At 70.2% G+C, this 14,612-nt stretch carries 13 protein-coding genes; 9 read left to right on the top strand and 4 right to left on the bottom strand.

Translation table 11 applies throughout. From position 1 onward, the window contains the following. The first annotated feature begins 73 nt into the window (after positions 1–73). The 7 genes from OO60_RS36095 (at position 74) to OO60_RS36065 (ending at position 4,644) form a co-directional block, all read left to right on the top strand. On the top strand, positions 74–580 hold the full coding sequence (locus OO60_RS36095) for a MauE/DoxX family redox-associated membrane protein (protein ID WP_003082016.1): 507 nt from the start codon (positions 74–76) through the stop codon (positions 578–580). Between the two features lie 66 nt (positions 581–646). Beyond that, on the top strand, positions 647–1,393 hold the full coding sequence (locus OO60_RS36090; RefSeq protein WP_003082014.1) for a DsbA family protein: 747 nt from the start codon (positions 647–649) through the stop codon (positions 1,391–1,393). 110 nt (positions 1,394–1,503) lie between these two features. Continuing rightward, positions 1,504–1,833 carry a hypothetical protein gene (locus OO60_RS36085; protein WP_003082013.1) on the top strand — a complete coding sequence of 110 codons (330 nt, stop codon included), beginning with the start codon at positions 1,504–1,506 and terminating at the stop codon, positions 1,831–1,833. After that, positions 1,830–2,936 carry a C40 family peptidase gene (locus OO60_RS36080; RefSeq protein WP_003082012.1) on the top strand — a complete coding sequence of 369 codons (1,107 nt, stop codon included), beginning with the start codon at positions 1,830–1,832 and terminating at the stop codon, positions 2,934–2,936. The genes OO60_RS36085 and OO60_RS36080 overlap by 4 nt, the downstream gene beginning before the upstream one ends. 5 nt (positions 2,937–2,941) lie before the next feature. Continuing rightward, positions 2,942–3,325: a hypothetical protein gene (locus OO60_RS36075; protein WP_003082011.1), complete on the top strand. Its 384-nt coding sequence runs from the start codon at positions 2,942–2,944 to the stop codon at positions 3,323–3,325. Beyond that, positions 3,322–3,822: a YbaB/EbfC family nucleoid-associated protein gene (locus OO60_RS36070; RefSeq protein WP_003082009.1), complete on the top strand. Its 501-nt coding sequence runs from the start codon at positions 3,322–3,324 to the stop codon at positions 3,820–3,822. Before OO60_RS36075 ends, OO60_RS36070 begins: the two co-directional genes overlap by 4 nt. 42 nt (positions 3,823–3,864) lie before the next feature. Next, positions 3,865–4,644, top strand: a complete 780-nt coding sequence (locus OO60_RS36065) for a tyrosine-protein phosphatase (RefSeq protein ID WP_033263041.1) — start codon at positions 3,865–3,867, stop codon at positions 4,642–4,644. Here the strand turns inward: OO60_RS36065 and OO60_RS36060 are convergent. Then, positions 4,632–5,123 carry a DinB family protein gene (locus tag OO60_RS36060; RefSeq protein ID WP_003082005.1) on the bottom strand — a complete coding sequence of 164 codons (492 nt, stop codon included), beginning with the start codon at positions 5,121–5,123 and terminating at the stop codon, positions 4,632–4,634. The genes OO60_RS36065 and OO60_RS36060 overlap by 13 nt on opposite strands. Before the next feature lie 154 nt (positions 5,124–5,277). Here OO60_RS36060 and OO60_RS36055 point away from each other — a divergent pair, with 154 nt between their 5' ends. Beyond that, positions 5,278–7,101, top strand: coding sequence for a glycoside hydrolase family 3 protein (locus OO60_RS36055; protein ID WP_003082002.1), 1,824 nt, complete (start codon positions 5,278–5,280; stop codon positions 7,099–7,101). 29 nt (positions 7,102–7,130) lie between these two features. Next, positions 7,131–8,402, top strand: coding sequence for an RICIN domain-containing protein (locus tag OO60_RS36050; protein WP_003081998.1), 1,272 nt, complete (start codon positions 7,131–7,133; stop codon positions 8,400–8,402). 52 nt (positions 8,403–8,454) lie between these two features. On the opposite strand, the gene OO60_RS36045 is transcribed toward OO60_RS36050, so the two are convergent. The 3 genes from OO60_RS36045 to OO60_RS36035 form a co-directional block, all read right to left on the bottom strand. Then, on the bottom strand, positions 8,455–10,938 hold the full coding sequence (locus OO60_RS36045; protein WP_033263040.1) for a DNA gyrase/topoisomerase IV subunit A: 2,484 nt from the start codon (positions 10,936–10,938) through the stop codon (positions 8,455–8,457). 27 nt (positions 10,939–10,965) lie between these two features. After that, on the bottom strand, positions 10,966–13,017 hold the full coding sequence (locus OO60_RS36040) for a DNA gyrase/topoisomerase IV subunit B (RefSeq protein WP_003081993.1): 2,052 nt from the start codon (positions 13,015–13,017) through the stop codon (positions 10,966–10,968). A gap of 134 nt (positions 13,018–13,151) precedes the next feature. After that, positions 13,152–14,516 carry a phospholipase D-like domain-containing protein gene (locus tag OO60_RS36035; protein WP_033263039.1) on the bottom strand — a complete coding sequence of 455 codons (1,365 nt, stop codon included), beginning with the start codon at positions 14,514–14,516 and terminating at the stop codon, positions 13,152–13,154. Positions 14,517–14,612 lie beyond the last annotated feature (96 nt).

Genomic DNA, 14,612 nt, shown 5'->3' with positions numbered 1-14,612 from the left:
GCCGCTCCCTCCGCCTCACGTGGTTCTCAGGTCCCCCCGTTAGCCTAAGTGCGTGGTGCGACCGTCCCAACCCGTGCTGAACACCGTCGGCACGCTCGCCCGGCTCGGGCTGGCGGCCGTCTGGCTCGTTTCCGGTGCGCTGAAACTGGCGGATCCCGGCCAGACGCTGATCGCCGTGCAGGCGTACGACGTGCTGCCGGGCGCGCTCGAGAACGTGGTGGCCGTCGCGCTGCCGCTCGTCGAACTCGTGCTCGGGCTGTTCCTGCTCGCCGGCCTGGCGACCCGGTGGGCCGCCGGCGTCGCGCTGGGGCTGCTCGTCGTGCTCATCGCCGGGATCGCCCAGTCGTGGGCCCGCGGGCTGAGCATCGACTGCGGGTGCTTCGGCGGCGGCGGCCAGGTAGCGGCGGGGCAGACGGAGTACCCCCAGGAGATCCTCCGCGACACGGGATTCGCGCTGCTCGCCGCCTGGCTGCTGGCGCGTCCCCGCACCTGGCTGTCCCTCGACGGCTGGCTGGCGCGAGGTCGCGGGAACTCGGACGAACCCGGACCCGACTACTCGGGTATCGCGGAAGGGAACTGATACACGGTGGGTGGAGCTGAGCGGACCGCTCGGAAGCGTCGTCAGGCGGCGCAGGCCGGTCCGAAGGTGGTCGCGCAGGCCCGGGGGACCTCGGGCGACCGGCGGAAGTGGATCATCGGGATCGGGGCGGTGGTCGTCGTGGCCGCGCTCGTGATCGGCGGGGTGATCTGGACGATCGCGGACCGGAACAAGACCGAGGGCCAGGTGATCGACCCCGGGCAGACGACCAGCGCGCTGACGGGCGATGTCACCCAGAAGCGTGACGGCGTGGTCGTCACCGTCGGGAAGACCGGCGCCAAGGCCTCGATCGACGTCTACGCCGACTTCCTCTGCCCGATCTGCGGTCAGTTCGAGAAGACGTACAAGAGCGACATCGAGCAGGCCGTCAACGACGGCAAGCTGCAGGTCCGCTACCACATGGTGCCGCTGCTCAACGACCGTTCGAGCCCGCCGGGCTACTCGCTGGACTCGGCGAACGCGGCGCTGGCCGCGGCCGACGCCGGCAAGTTCGTCCAGTTCCACGACGCGCTGTTCGCGAACCAGCCCGAGGAGGGCAAGCGCGGCTACGACAAGGCGCAGCTGATCGACCTCGGCCGGAACGTCGGGATCACCGATCCGGCGTTCGCCCAGACCGTCAACGCCGGCACCTACGAGCAGCAGCTCAACAGCGCGTTCCAGCAGATCGAGAACGACCCGAAGCTGGCGCAGGACTTCGGTGGCGGTCAGCGCGGGTTCGGCACGCCGACGGTCACCGCGAACGGCTCGATCGTCTCCTGGCAGGACCCGGACTGGCTCAAGAAGGTCACCGGCTGATCCGGGGCAATTCGCCCACCCGGGCACGGATCCTCGACTAGGCTGGCTCGCGCGAGGAGGGAACCGGGGGTGCCGAGCGCACGTCGCACCTCCGGTGACAGGGAGGGCCAGTGGACGGTTCGGGGTTTCACGTCGATGAGGGCGCGTACACGCGGTACGCGCGCGAAGTCGACCCGCTCGGCGAAGACGTCAAAGGCGCGGCCGAGAAGCACGTCGGGCCGCACGTGACGCTCGGCGGCCACGGCTTCTCGGAGATGGGCGGCGAATCCGGGTTTTCCGGGGCCTACAGCGGCCGGATGCGGGCGCTGCAGGAGCGCCTGCACCGCGTCGGCGGCAGCTGGCAGCAGGTCGGCGCGGCCGCCCGGCAGACCGACCGCAACTACACGGCGGTCGAGGCCGAGCACGGCGACGTCGTCCGGCGGCTCGGCGGCGACGCGTGACCGAGCACGCCGACCTGCTCGTCCGGCACGGCCTGGACACGACGAACCAGTTCGCGCAGAAGCTGCGCCACGACCCGGCCGCCATCGGCGGTGCCCGTGACGCGCACGTCGCGCTCCGGACGTCGGTGGGCCGCACCCGCGACACCGCGTCGGAGCAGCGCGTTTCGCTCGCCTCCGCCAGTTCCGGCGCCACGGCCGACCGCGCCACGGCGACGTCGCAGAGCCTGGAGAAGGAGGTCCAGGACCTCCTCGACGAGAGCGCCGAGATCGAGAAAGCCGTCGCCGAGGCGGCCGAGACGCTGCACGTCGGCGAGATCAAGAACGACCAGGTGCGCGACCAGATCATCAAAGAGATCTCGGCGTCGATGAAGGCGCTCGAAGCGGTCAAGACGATCCAGCCGCCGGAGAGCCGCGGTGCCGCGTCGCGCGACATCCTGATGAAGCTGCAGACGAAGATCAGCCAGCTGACCGGGCAGGCCGCGACGTTCAGCGAGCAGACGATCAACGACCTGACCGCGATCGGCACCCGGCTCGGCGGCGGAGACCAGTCGACGTCGGCGTCTTCGGCGTCCTCGACGAAGGTCGGGTCGTCGTTCAACAGCAACAGCGGCTACTCCGGCGGCTCGGACGGCGGCGGGGGCGGTGGCGGCGGTGGCGCCGTGCACAAGCCGCGGCTGCCGGTGGCGATCCCGCCGCAGCCCGGCACCGGCGTCGCGATCAACCTGCCCGGCGGCAAGCAGGTCATGGCGCCGAACGAGACCGCGGCGAAGGCCGTGCGCAACGCGCTTTCGCAGCTCGGCGTGCCGTACGTCTGGGGCGGGACGGCGCGGGGCGTTGGGCTCGACTGCAGCGGGCTGACCATGACGTCGTACCAGGACGCGGGCCTGCAGCTGCCGCGGACGGCGGCGCAGCAGACGGTCGGGGCCGAGGTGCCGTCGATCGACCAGCTGCTGCCGGGCGACCTGGTCGTCTGGTCCGGTCACGTGGCGATGGTGATCGGCGACGGCCAGATGATCGAGGCCGGCGACCCGGTGCAGATCAGCAAGATCCGCACCACGAACGCGGGACAGTCGTTCATCGGCTTCTACCGGCCCACGGGGTGATTTCTTTGGCTGACTTCGACGTCGAGCTGGCTTCATCGCGGATCGCCGAGCAGGCGGCGCGCGCGGGCGAGGAGGTGTCGGCGCGGCTTGCGCGCTCGGGACCGGTGGTGGGCAAGGCGTCGGCCGGCGGCATCGAGGTCCAGGTGGCGCCGGGCGGGCTGCTGACCGGCGTCACGATCCACCGGTCGGAGCTGCGCCACGGGTCCGCGGTGCTCGCCGACCGGATCTTCGAGCTGGCTCAGCGCGCGACCCGCCGGGCGGGCGACCGGATGTACCACGCGTTGTCGTCCGCGGTGGACGCGTCCCAGCTGGAAACCCTGGGCTACGAACCGATCCCGGACGACGACCCGGACGCCGAGACGTTTTCGTACGGGGAGGGACCGCGGTGATCACGACCCGTGAGCTGATCGCCCAGGCCCGGGCGCGCGAGGAGGCGATGGCGCGGGTCGAGGAGCTGCTCGCCTCGGCGTCGGGCACGGCCCACGACCGGGACGGCCAGGTCGAGGTGACGGTCGACGCGCGCGGCAAGCTGCTGCGGCTGTGGCTGGCCCCTTCGGCGGTGGAGCTGGGCGAGGGGTTGGGGCCGCTGGTGGTGGAGATCGCCCAGGCGGCGATGCGCGAGGCGACCCAGGACGGGTACAACAAGGTCGCGCTGCTGCTGGGTGAGGACATGACGTTCGTGATCGAGCGGATGACCGGGGTTCCGGCGCCGGCGCGCGCGGAGGACGATGATCCGGGGATGACCGTGGAGGAGTTCCAGCGGTTGCGGGACTTGCGGTTGGGGTCTGGGTCTGCTCCGCCGGAGCCTGCTCCTGCGGCGAGCGTCGAGGACGAGGACGCTTATTGGGAGTCCTTCGATCCGGCTTCGCTGCGTTCGGATCGCTGAGCAGCCCCCGTTTTCCACGCTACCGGAGGGCACCGACAAGTCGTGAGCGCGAGCAGAGTGGTGTCCTGGCCGGGGTTCTTCAACACCCGGGATCTGGGCGGGCTGCCGACGACGTCCGGGAGGACGACCAGGTTCGGCGCCTGCTACCGGTCGGCGGATCCGCGGTTCGTCACCGAGGCGGGGTGGGCGCAGGCGCGGGACGCGGGTGTCCGCACGATCGTCGACCTCCGGAACCCGGACGAGATCCGGCCCGGCGCGGGCGCCCTGACCGCGCTGGCGGGGTCGGGGCAGTTCGCCGCGGACCGCGCGGGGCCGGTCACCCCGGCCGGTCTCGACCGGCTCGAAGTCCCGCTCGACGACATCGCCGACACCGCGTTCTGGCAGGACGTCAACCGGGCCGGGCTCAACGGCACCCCGCTCTACTACCCGGTCTTCCTCCGCCGGAAGGCCGGCCGCTGCGCCGCGGTCGTCAAAGCGATCGCCCACGCCGGTGCCGGGGGTGTCCTGTTCCACTGCGCCTCGGGCCGGGACCGGGCGGGCCTGATCTCGCTCCTGCTGCTCGCGCTGGCCGGCGTCGAACCCGGCGCGATCGCCGCGGACTACGCCATGTCGGCCGAAGCGCTCGGACCGCTCCACGCCGCGATGGGCACCGACGACCAGGCGCCGATCATCCAGGCCGTTCTCGCGAAGCACGGCACCACGACCGAAGACGCCGTGCTGGCCACCCTCGACGGGTTGGATGTCGAGCGGTACCTGCTGGACGCCGGCGTCACCGACGGCGAACTCGGCGCGGTGCGCGACCGGCTCGGTCAGGCCAGCTGAGCCGTGGAGTTCGCGCCGTCCAGTGACTCGCGGATGATGTCCGCGTGGCCTGCGTGCTGGGCCGTCTCGTGGATCAGGTGCAGCACTATCCTGCGGGCCGACCAGAACTGGGGTTGCGGGGGTGACCACGGGGTTGCCGGCAGCTGGACCTCGATGTCCAGTGACGGCAGCGAAGCGACGTACTCGTCCGTCTCGGCGGCCGCCTTTTCGTACGCCGACAGCCAGTGCGTGAGCGTCTCGCTCATCGCGTACTGGTCCGTGTCCAGCATGCCCTCCGGGAGGGAGCCGTCGGCTGTCTTCAAGATCTGCAACCACAGGCGCTCGCCCGTGGCCAGGTGGCGGACCAAGCCACCCAGCGTCAGTTCGCTGACCGTTGTGCGGCGGGCCGCGTCGGCGTCCGAGAGGCCGTGGGCCGGGATCAGCAAGCGCTTGCGGACTTCGGCCAGCATGCCCAGGAGGTCTTCGTGTTCGCGCGTCATGCCCTCACGGTAGGACCCAATTAGGTCAGCTTCTGGCCGGAATGTGCAGTCCCGCTGACCGGCACCCGAGTTCGCTCAGAGGTCTGGACCAGCCGCCTATCGCTGTGTCTTAATCCAAGGCGTGAATTTTGGTCTCTCGACGAGGAGGACCCGGATGCGCCTCGGACGCAAGCTGAGCATCGGCGCGCTGGCTCTCGCGCTGCTGACTTCCGGAACGCCCGCGCTCGCCGGGAACGGCCCGGCCTACAAGGATTCCTGGCGGCCCGTCAAGGTCCGGGTGGCCGATCTGCTCTCGCGGATGTCCCTCGACGACAAGCTCGGCCAGATGATGCAGGCCGAACGCCTCGGGGTGAAATCGCCGCAGGACGTCACCACCGGACGGCTCGGGTCGCTGCTCTCCGGCGGGAGCTCGCAGCCCACCCCGAACACGCCCGTCACCTGGGCCGACATGTACGACGGCTTCCAGCAGGCCGCGCTCGCCACGCCGCTCGGCATTCCGCTGATCTACGGCGTCGACGCCGTCCACGGGCACAACGGCCTCTACGGCGCCACCGTCTTCCCGCACAACATCGGCCTCGGCGCGACCCGCGATCCGCGGCTGGTCGAGAAGATCGGCCGCGCCACCGCCGAAGAGGTCTCCGGCACCGGCATCGACTGGGACTTCGCGCCCTGCCTGTGCGTCGCCCGCAACGACCGGTGGGGCCGCACCTACGAGTCCTTCGGCGAGGTCCCGCAGCTCGCCACCCAGATGACGTCGATCATCACCGGCCTGCAGGGAACCCGGCTGGACCGGCCCGGCTCGGTCATGGCCACCGCCAAGCACTACGTCGGCGACGGCGGGACCACCGGCGGCGTCAACGAAGGCAACACCGAGCTCGGCGAACAGGAACTGCGCGCGATCCACCTGCCGCCGTTCAAGGCCGCCGTCCAGCGCGGGGTCGGCTCGGTGATGATCTCCTACAGCAGCTGGAACGGCGTCAAGATGCACGCCGGTTCCTACCTGATCAACGACGTCCTCAAGAAGGAACTCGGCTTCACCGGGATCGTCGTTTCGGACTACAACGGTGTCGACAAGATCGACGGCAAGAGCGGGTTCACCCCCGACGAGGTCGAAGCCGCCATCAACGCCGGCATCGACATGGTGATGGTGCCTTACGAGTGGCAGAAGTTCATCGACACCCTGCGCTCGCTGGTGGACCAGGGTCGCGTGCCGATGTCCCGGATCGACGACGCCAACCGCCGCATCCTCACCAAGAAGTTCGAGCTCGGCCTGTTCGAGCACCCGCTGACCGACCGGCGGTTCCTGAGCACCATCGGCAGCAAACCCCACCGCGACCTCGCGCGCCAGGCCGTGCGGGAATCCCAGGTGCTGCTGAAGAACGAGAACCACGTGCTGCCGCTTTCCCGGCACGAGAAGGTCTTCGTGGCCGGCAAGAACGCCGACGACCTCGGCAACCAGTCCGGCGGCTGGACGGTCGGCTGGCAGGGCACCAGCGGCCCGGTCATCCCGGGCACGACGATCCTGCAGGGCCTGCAGCAGAAGTCCGCGAAGGTGACCTACGCCAAGGACGGCACGGGAATCGACCGCAGCTACGACGTCGCCGTCGCGGTCGTGGGGGAGACGCCGTACGCCGAAGGCAAGGGCGACCGGCCACAGGGGATGGGGCTGGACGCCACCGACCTCGCCACGCTGCAGAAGCTGAAGGACTCCGGCGTCCCGACGGTGGTCGTGCTGGTGTCGGGCCGCCCGCTGGACATCGCCGCGCAGCTGCCGGACTGGGCCGGGCTCGTCGAGTCGTGGCTGCCGGGCAGCGAAGGGCAGGGCGTGGCCGACGTCCTCTTCGGCGACTACAACCCGACCGGCAAGCTGCCGGTCACCTGGATGCGCAGCGCCGACCAGCAGCCGATCAACGTCGGCGACGGCAAGCCCGCGCTGTTCCCGTTCGGCTACGGCCTGCGCTACCCGCGCCACTGGTGATCCCTCCTCCCCACCGGAAAGGTCCGCCCATGAAATCCCGCCGTCCCCTGATCCGGATACTGGCGTTCTTCGCCGCCTGCCTGGGGCTTTCGCTCGGCGCCCCGGCGGTGCAGGCCGCGACGCCGTTCAAGGTCCTGGCCTTCTACAGCGGCACGTACGACGCCGCGCACATCAGTTTCGAGAAGGAAGCCAACGTCTGGTTCCCGCAGCAGGCGGCGGCCAACGGCTTCACCTACTCCTCGACGACCGACTGGAACCGGCTCACCAGCCTCACCAAGTCCACCGCCGACGTCGTGCTGTTCCTCGACGACCAGCCGCAGTCGGCCGCCCAGTTCCAGGGCTTCCAGACCTACATGCAGAACGGCGGCGGGTTCTTCGGCTTCCACGTCACGGCCTACAACGACAGCTCGACGCCGTCGTACGCGAACTGGTTCCACAACGACTTCCTCGGCACCGGCCGGTTCACGTCGAACACGTGGGGCCCGACGCCGGAGACGCTGAAGATCGAGAACCGCACGCACCCGTCGACGGCGAACCTGCCGGCGACGATCCGGTCGTCGACGTCGGAGTGGTACGCCTGGCAGAACGACCTGCGGCAGAACGGCAACATCACCATCCTGGCGTCGATGGACTCCTCGACGTTCCCGATCGGCACCGACCCGAACCAGACCTGGTACAGCGGCTACTACCCGATCGCGTGGACGAACAAGAACTACAAGATGCTGTACGCGAACTTCGGCCACAACGCGATGAACTACGACACGAACACGGCGCTGTCGTCGACGTTCGAGAGCGCCGACCAGAACCGGTTCGTGCTCGACGGCCTGAAGTGGCTCGGCGGCGGCTCGACCGGCCCGACCGACCCGGGCACGATCGACCCGGCGGCCTGGTACGCGGTGACGAACAAGGCGTCCGGCAAGTGCGTCGACGCCCGCGCGGCGGGGAGCGCGAACGGCACGGTGATCCAGCAGTACACGTGCAACGGCACGACGGCCCAGCAGTACCAGTTCGCCCCGACGAGCGGCGGCTACGACCGGATCAACAACCGCACGAACGCGGCGGAGGTCATCGACGTCACGGACGTCTCGACGGCGGACAACGCGGGCCTGCAGCTGTGGTCCTACAGCGGCGGCGGCAACCAGCAGTGGCAGCCGGTTTCCGAGGGCGGGGGTTACTACCACTTCGTCGCCCGGCACAGCGGCAAGTGCCTGACCGTGCCGGGATCGTCCACTGCGGACAGTGTGCAGCTGGTCCAGGCGGCCTGTAGCGGCAGCGCCGCTCAGTCGTTCAAGGTCGCCTAGCGGGTCGTGAGTGTTTGGGCGAGTTAGAACTCGCCCAAACACTCACGAGGCGTCAGTCGCGCTCGATGAGGTGGCCCACCACGTCCGGGCCTGGGTGGGCGTGGCCCGAACCGTCGCGGCGGACGTCGATCTCCGGCAGCTCCACCGGGTCGCCGTTGCGGGCTGCGCCGGCCGGGCGCGGGCCGATCCAGGCCACTCGCAGGGCCGTCTCGCCCTTGAGAAAGCGCTGGGCCCGGACGCCGCCCGTGGCGCGGCCCTTCGGCGGGTACTCGCTGAACGGGGTCACCTTCACGCTCTGGCCCGTCGACGTGATCACCAGGGGCTCGCCGTGCTCGTCGTCGTCCGTGCGGACCGCGCCGAAGAACACCACCGAGCCCGCACCCACGTTCATGCCCGCCATGCCGCCGCCCTTCAGGCCCTGCGGGCGGACCAGCGACGCCGCGTACTTCAGCAGCGATGCCTCCGAGGACACGAACGCCAGCGTCTCCGAACCGTCCGTCAGCCACGTTGCGCCGACGACCTCGTCGCCGTCCTTGAGGCTGATCACCTCGAACTCGTCCGAGCGGACCGGCCACTCCGGCGCGCAGATCTTCACCACACCCGCCCGGGTGCCCAGGGCCAGGCCCGGCGAACCCGCCGCCTGCTCGCCCAGTGGCGCGATCCCGACGACCGTTTCGCCCTTCTCGAGCGGCACCAGCTCCTTCGCCGCCATGCCACCGCGCAGTGACACGGTGCCCGCCTGCTCGGGCAGCACCGGCAGCGGCAGCACGTCCGTCTTGAACGCCCGGCCGCGGCTGGTCACCAGCAGCACCTGCCCGCGCGCGGTCGTGTGGACCAGGGCCGCCACCGCGTCGTGCTTCACGCGGCCGTTGCGGCGGCGCGTCTCCGTCGACTCCTCGGACTCCGCCGCCGTGCGGGCCACCAGGCCGGTCGCCGAGAGGATCACCTGGCACGGGTCGTCCTCGACTTCGAGGGGGCCCGACGGCTTCGACGCGGCCAGGACCTCCTTCAGGTCGCCGTCGATCAGCGCGGTGCGGCGCTCGGTCGGGAAGTCCTTCGCGATCTTCGCCAGCTCCGACGAGACGAGCTTCTTCAGCACCGACTCGTCGTCGAGGATCTTGCTCAGCTCGGCGATCTCTTCGCGCAGCCGCTCCTGCTCCGCCTCGAGTTCGAGGCGGTCGTACTTGGTCAGCCGGCGCAGCGGCGTGTCCAGGATGTAGGTCGCCTGGATCTCCGACAGCTTGAAGCGCGTCATCAGGCCGTCCTTGGCCGCCTGCGCGTTCTCGCTCTCACGGATCAGCCGGATCACCTTGTCGATGTTCAGCAAGGCGATCAGCAGGCCGTCGACCAGGTGCAGCCGCTCTTCACGCTTGCGGCGGCGGTACTTCGTGCGCCGCGTGACGACGTCGTAGCGGTGGCGCAGGAAGACCTCGAGGAGTTCCTTGAGGCCCAGCGTCTGCGGCTGGCCGTCGACGAGGACCAGGTTGTTGATGCCGAACGACTGCTCCAGCGGCGTGAGCCGGTACAGGTCGGCCAGCAGCGCCTGCGGGTTGACGCCGACCTTGCACTCGATGACCAGCCGCGTGCCGTTCTCGCGGTCGGTGAGGTCCTTGACGTCGGCGATGCCGGTGAGCCGCTTGGACTTGTTGACCTCGTCGGTGATCTTCTCGATCACCTTCTCCGGCCCGACGCCGTAGGGCAGTTCGGTGACCGTGATGGCCTGCCGCCCGCGGCTGCCTTCGAGGGGCCCGGTCTCGCAGTTGGCCCGCATCCGGACCACGCCGCGGCCGGTCTCGTACGCGCGGCGGACCTCGTCGAGGCCGAGCAGGCTGCCGCCGGTCGGCAGGTCGGGGCCGGGGACGAACTCCATCAGCTTGTCGAGCGTCGCGGACGGGTGGGTGATCAGCCACCGCGCCGCGGCGATGACCTCGCCGAGGTTGTGCGGGATCATGTTGGTCGCCATCCCGACCGCGATCCCGGAAGTGCCGTTGACCAGCAGGTTCGGGAACGCGGCGGGGAGAACCGACGGCTCTTCGAGGGAACCGTCGTAGTTGGGGCGGAAGTCGACGGTGTCCTCGCCGAGCTCGCCGACCAGCTGCATCGCCTCGGGCGACATGCGGGCTTCGGTGTATCGCGAGGCAGCCGGGCCGTCGTCCGGGCTGCCGAAGTTGCCGTGCCCGTCGATGAGCGGGACGTTCAGCGAGAAGTCCTGCGCCAGCCGGACCATCGCGTCGTAGATCGCGACGTCGCCGTGCGGGTGGTACTTGCCCATCACGTCGCCGACCACGCGCGACGACTTCACGTACGCGTGCGTCGGGCGGTAGCCGTTCTCGTTCATCGAGTACAGGATCCGGCGGTGGACCGGCTTCAGCCCGTCACGCGCGTCCGGCAGGGCGCGCGAGTGGATGACCGAGTACGCGTACTCCAGGTAGGAGTCTTCGATCTCGGTCTTCAGCGAGTTGTCGAAGACGTGCGCACCGGGGGAGTCGAACGCGCTGGGATCGACCTTGGTGGTGGTGCCCTTGCGGCGTGCCACGGCAGAACTCCTTGGTAGCTACGAAAATTAAGCGTCGATGGCTTCGCGGTCGATCCGGTCCGACGAGGCGACCAGCCAGTTCCGCCGGGGCTCGACCTTCTCGCCCATCAGCAGCTCCAGCGCGCCTTCGGCGGCTTCGACGTCGTCCATGGTGATGCGGCGGACCGAGCGGGTGGCCGGGTTCATCGTGGTCTCCCACAGCTCGTCGGCGTCCATCTCGCCGAGACCCTTGAACCGGGGCACCGGGGTGACGATGTTCTTGCCCGCCCGTTCCAGCTCGGCGAACTTCGTCTCCATCTCCTGCTGCGTGTACGTGAAGTGGGTTTCCGGGTTGCGGCCCTTCGTGACGAGCTTGTGCAGCGGCGGCATCGCCGCGTACAGCCGGCCGTCTTCGATCACCGGGCGCATGTACTTCGCGAACAGCGTGATCAGCAGCGTGCGGATGTGCGAGCCGTCGACGTCCGCGTCCGCCATCAGGATCACGCGGCCGTAGCGCATGGTCGTCAGGTCGAACGTGCGGCCGGTGCCCGCGCCCAGGACCTGGACGATCGACGCGATCTCGGCGTTCTTCAGCGTGTCGCCCAGCGACGCCTTCTGCACGTTCAGGATCTTGCCGCGCAGCGGCAGCAGCGCCTGGTACTCCGACACGCGCGCCATCCGCGCCGACCCGAGCGCGCTGTCGCCCTCGACCAGGAACAGCTCGGAACGGGAGACGCCGGTGGTGCGGCAGTCGACCAGCTTCGGCGGCATCGCCGCGCCCTCCAGCGCGGTCTTGCGCCGGGCCGCGTCCTTCTGCTGCTTCTGGGTGAGCCGCACGCGCGAGGCGTCGACCACCTTCTGCAGCACGACCTTGGCCTCGGACTTCGTCTTGCGGTCCTCGGTCCACGCCTTGACGTGCTTGTCGACGATGCCCTGCAGCACGCGGGTGATCCCGGCGGTGGACAGCTCGTCCTTCGTCTGCGACGTGAACTGCGGCTCGGGCAGCCGGACGTGGATCACGGCCGTCATGCCCTCGAGGACGTCCTCGATCGTCGGCATGTCCTCCTTGGGCTTGAGCAGCCCGCGGGTCTTGGAGATCGCGTCCTGCAGCGCCTTCGCCATCGCGCGGTCGAAGCCGCGGCGGTGGGTGCCGCCGTGGACGTTGCGGATCGTGTTGGTGAAGCATTCGACCGTGCGCTCGTAGCCGGTGCCCCAGCGCAGCGCCACCTCGACCTCGGCGTGGCGCTCCACATTGGACTGCATGACGCCTGCCGCGTCGGCCGCGTTCTCCTTGTACGTGCCTTCGCCGGTGATCAGCAGTGTGCCGCAGACCGGCTTCTCGCCCGAGGGCGTCAGGAAGTCGACCATGTCGGCCAGGCCGTGCGGGAAGTGGAACGTCTCCTCGTTGATCGTGTCTTCGATCGCCGTGCGCAGCACGTACGTGACGCCCGGGACGAGGAACGCGGTGTTGCGCAGCTTCGACCGGGCGCCTTCGACGTCGAGCGCCGCGCCGGACTCGAAGTAGCGCGAGTCGTACCAGTAGCGGATGGACGTGCCGCTGCGCTCGCCGCGCTTCATCTTGCCGGTGACGTTCAGCCCGGACCGGCGGGTGAACTTCGCCTTCGGGCCCGGCGCGTCGAACGTGCCCGGCACGCCGTGCTTGAACGACATCTGGTGGACCTTGCCGTCCTGCTTCACCGTGACGTCGAAGCGGTGCGACAGCGCGTTGACCGCCGAAGCGCCGACGCCGTGCAGGCCGCCGGAGGTCTTGTAGCCGGAGCCGCCGAACTTGCCGCCCGCGTGCAGGCGCGTGAGGACCAGCTCGACGCCGGACAAACCGGACTTGGCGTGGGTGCCGGTCGGGATGCCGCGGCCGTCGTCGTCCACCTGGACGCTGCCGTCGGCGTGCAGCGTGACGACGATCTTCGTCGCGTAGCCCGCGACGCCCTCGTCCGTCGAGTTGTCCACCACCTCGGAGAAGAGGTGGTTGATGCCGCGGCTGTCGGTGGAACCGATGTACATCCCGGGGCGTTTGCGGACGGCTTCGAGACCCTCGAGATGCGTCAGGTCGTCGGCCCCGTACAAGGTCTCGGCAGTCACAGGGTCGTTCTCCCGGATCGTGGCTCGCGAAAGTGCTGGTGGCGGTGCGGACTCGCCTGCACCGTAGTGCAGGATATCCGCCGACCCCGACAACTTTCGCGCGCTGCCCTCTCCGGAGTGGCGTGCGCCGCGTCCTAGCGGGGGTCGTAGCCCAGGTCGGGCCACAGGCCCAGCAGGGCTTCGATCTTCCGCGGGACCTGGAAGCTGTTCCGGAAGTTCGGCTTCTCGCCGATCGCGGCGAGGGCCTTGCGGAGGTCGCCGAAGGCCGGTTGGGCGGCCGACTGCCGGGTCAGCACGTAGCAGTACGTGCGCCGCGGGTAGGCGAACTCGTCGATGTGCGCCTGCAGGACGAGGCCGGGCGCCTCGATCCGGGACCCGACGAGCGGACGGCCCTGCTTCTGGCTGTAGACGGGGATCACGTGCACGCCCGCGCGGAGCGTGCGCGGCGGGTCCTGGCCCTGGCCGTCGTCGGCCCAGAACAGTTCGACCCGGAACGGTGATTCGCCGTTCTCGCCCGGGTGGGTGTACTCGCGGGCCAGCTCTTCCAGCCGGTATTCGGCCTCGGCGGACGGTTCGCCGCCTTCGACGAGGCTGACCAGGTACAGCTCGGCCGGGCGCGGCCAGGACGGCCGGGGCACGTCGGTGGCTTCGGGGGTTTCGGCGGCTTCAGGGGCTTCGGTGGTCGCCGCGGCTTCCGGCTCGGCCGCAACCGGTTCCGGGGTCACGGCGGCTTCCGGGGCGGGCTCGTCGGGCCGCTCGACGGCCGGGGGAGCGGCGGCCGCGGGCTCGGCGGGCGGAGCCGGGCGGACCGGGGACACCGGCGGCGTGGCCGGGCGGACCGGCGACGGCGCGGGCGCGGCCGGGCGGACCGGCGAGGGCGGCGGCGTCACGGCCGCGGGCCGGACCGGGGTGGCCGGGCGGCTGGTCACCACCGGCCGGGCGGGCGCGGCGGCGGGCCGGGCCGGTGCCGGGCGGGCCGTGACCGGCTTGCCGGCGCCGTACTGCTCCAGTAGCGGCTCCAGGTCGCCGGCGGTCAGGGACGGGCCCGCGAGGTCGCACCACTCGAGCCAGGCTTCCTGGGCCTCTTCGACGGTGTGCCGCTCGTGGGACAGCGTGACGGCCTCGAACAGCTGCCGCGGGCCGGCGGCGGTGACGTCGGCCGAGCCGACCACCACGAACGACGGGTCGTCCTCGGCGATCACCAGCTTCGCGTTCAGGCCGCGCAGCGAGTGCACGATCACGCCGGCCTTCACCCAGTGCAGCAGTGCGTGCGGGCTCGTCGCCCCGGACAGCACGGTGTCCAGGCTCGCGTCCGTGATCAGCGTGTCGCCGGGTTCCAGCGGCAGCAGTGCGGCCGCGCCGGGACCGACGTGGCCGAAGGCGGCCACCAGGTTCCGGCGCGGGGCGAGCAGGGGGGTGATCGAGGCCCAGATGTCGCGACCGGCGAGTAGTCGTACCGAACGTTCTGCCAAACCCAGCCGAGCGAGCTCCGCGTCCATGTCCTTGACCTTAGCCGGTGCCTCCCGGGGGCCTGACGGCCGGAATATCTCTTGCTTGGAAGTAGTTGAACGCGCATGTAAGATGGTGCTCGCGAA

Origin of the sequence: Amycolatopsis vancoresmycina (genome assembly GCF_000716785.1) — a bacterium.
GTDB lineage: Bacteria > Actinomycetota > Actinomycetes > Mycobacteriales > Pseudonocardiaceae > Amycolatopsis > Amycolatopsis vancoresmycina.
The sequence above is the reverse complement of the archived record's forward strand: the minus strand, read 5'-3'. Positions and strand labels throughout refer to the sequence as shown.